Annotated in this window: 1 pseudogene; it reads left to right on the top strand. The window is 61.5% G+C overall.

What is annotated here, in order from left to right:
• Window positions 1–84: 84 nt before the first annotated feature.
• Window positions 85–1827: pseudogene (rhsC, locus tag ACJHXB_RS24680) on the top strand (rhs element protein RhsC); the annotation flags it as partial.

Raw genomic sequence — 1827 nt, 5'->3', positions numbered from 1 at the left:
GATATCTCACTTAAGGCTTTCTTATAAATCTGTAGGGTTTCGCCTGTCAGCAGACAAATAACCCGATAAAACAAGGATGAGCAGATGAGCGGAAAACCGGCGGCGCGTCAGGGCGACATGACGCAGTATGGCGGTAGCATTGTTCAGGGTTCAGCCGGGGTACGTATTGGTGCCCCCACCGGCGTGGCCTGTTCGGTGTGCCCCGGCGGGGTGACGTCCGGCCATCCGGTCAATCCGCTGCTCGGTGCGAAGGTCCTTCCCGGCGAAACCGACCTTGCCCTGCCCGGCCCGCTGCCGTTCATCCTCTCCCGCACCTACAGCAGTTACCGGACAAAAACGCCCGCGCCGGTGGGGAGCCTCGGCCCCGGCTGGAAAATGCCCGCGGATATCCGCTTACAGCTGCGCGATAACACACTGATACTCAGTGATAACGGCGGCAGGAGCCTGTATTTTGAGCACCTGTTTCCCGGTGAGGACGGTTACAGCCGCAGCGAGTCACTCTGGCTGGTGCGCGGCGGCGTGGCGAAACTGGATGAAGGTCACCGGCTGGCCGCACTCTGGCAGGCACTGCCGGAAGAGCTTCGCCTGAGTCCGCATCGTTATCTGGCGACGAACAGTCCGCAGGGGCCGTGGTGGGTACTCGGCTGGTGTGAGCAGGTGCCGGAGGCGGATGAGGTGCTGCCCGCGCCGCTGCCGCCGTACCGGGTACTGACCGGGCTGGTGGACCGCTTCGGGCGCACACAGACGTTTCACCGTGAGGCTGGCGGCGAAATCACCGGCGTGACGGATGGCGCAGGCCGTCACTTCCGGCTGGTACTGACCACGCAGGCGCAGCGGGCAGAAGAAGCCCGGCAGCAGGCCATTTCCGGCGGGACGGAACCGTCCGCTTTTCCTGATACCCTGCCGGGTTACACCGAATATGGCCGGGACAACGGCATCCGTCTGTCTGCCGTGTGGCTGACACACGACCCGGAATATCCGGACAACCTGCCAGCCGCGCCGCTGGTACGCTATGGCTGGACGCCGCGTGGCGAACTGGCGGCGGTGTATGACCGCAGCAATACACAGGTGCGCAGCTTTACTTACGATGATAAATACCGGGGCCGGATGGTGGCGCACCGTCACACGGGCCGACCGGAAATCCGTTACCGTTACGACAGTGACGGGCGGGTGACAGAACAGCTAAACCCGGCGGGCTTAAGCTACACGTATCAGTATGAGAAAGACCGCATCACCATCACCGACAGCCTGGACCGCCGTGAAGTCCTGCACACGCAGGGCGAAGGCGGGCTGAAGCGGGTGGTGAAAAAGGAACACGCGGACGGCAGCGTCATGCAGAGTCAGTTTGACGCGGTGGGCAGGCTTAAGGCACAGACGGATGCCGCAGGCCGGACGACTGAGTACAGCCCGGATGTGGTGACGGGACTCATCACGCGCATCACCACACCGGATGGCAGGGCATCGGCATTTTACTATAACCACCACAACCAGTTAACGTCAGCCACCGGGACTGACGGGCTGGAGTTGCGCCGGGAATATGATGAATCCGGCCGTCTGATTCAGGAAACCGCACACAACGGCGATATCACCCGCTACCGTTATGATAATCCACACAGTGACTTACCCTGCGCAACGGAAGATGCCACCGGCAGCCGGAAAACCATGACATGGAGCCGTTACGGTCAGTTGCTGACCGTCACTGACTGTTCCGGTTATGTAACCCGTTATGACCATGACCGTTTTGGTCAGGTGACGGCGGTGCACCGCGAGGAAGGGCTGAGTCAGTACCGCGCATACGACAGCCGTGGACAGTTAATTGCGGTGAAA

It is taken from the genome of Escherichia sp. WS3227_2 (genome assembly GCF_046486495.1).
GTDB lineage: Bacteria > Pseudomonadota > Gammaproteobacteria > Enterobacterales > Enterobacteriaceae > Escherichia > Escherichia coli.
Note: the sequence above shows the minus strand (reverse complement) of the source record. Positions and strands in the feature narration are given on the sequence as shown.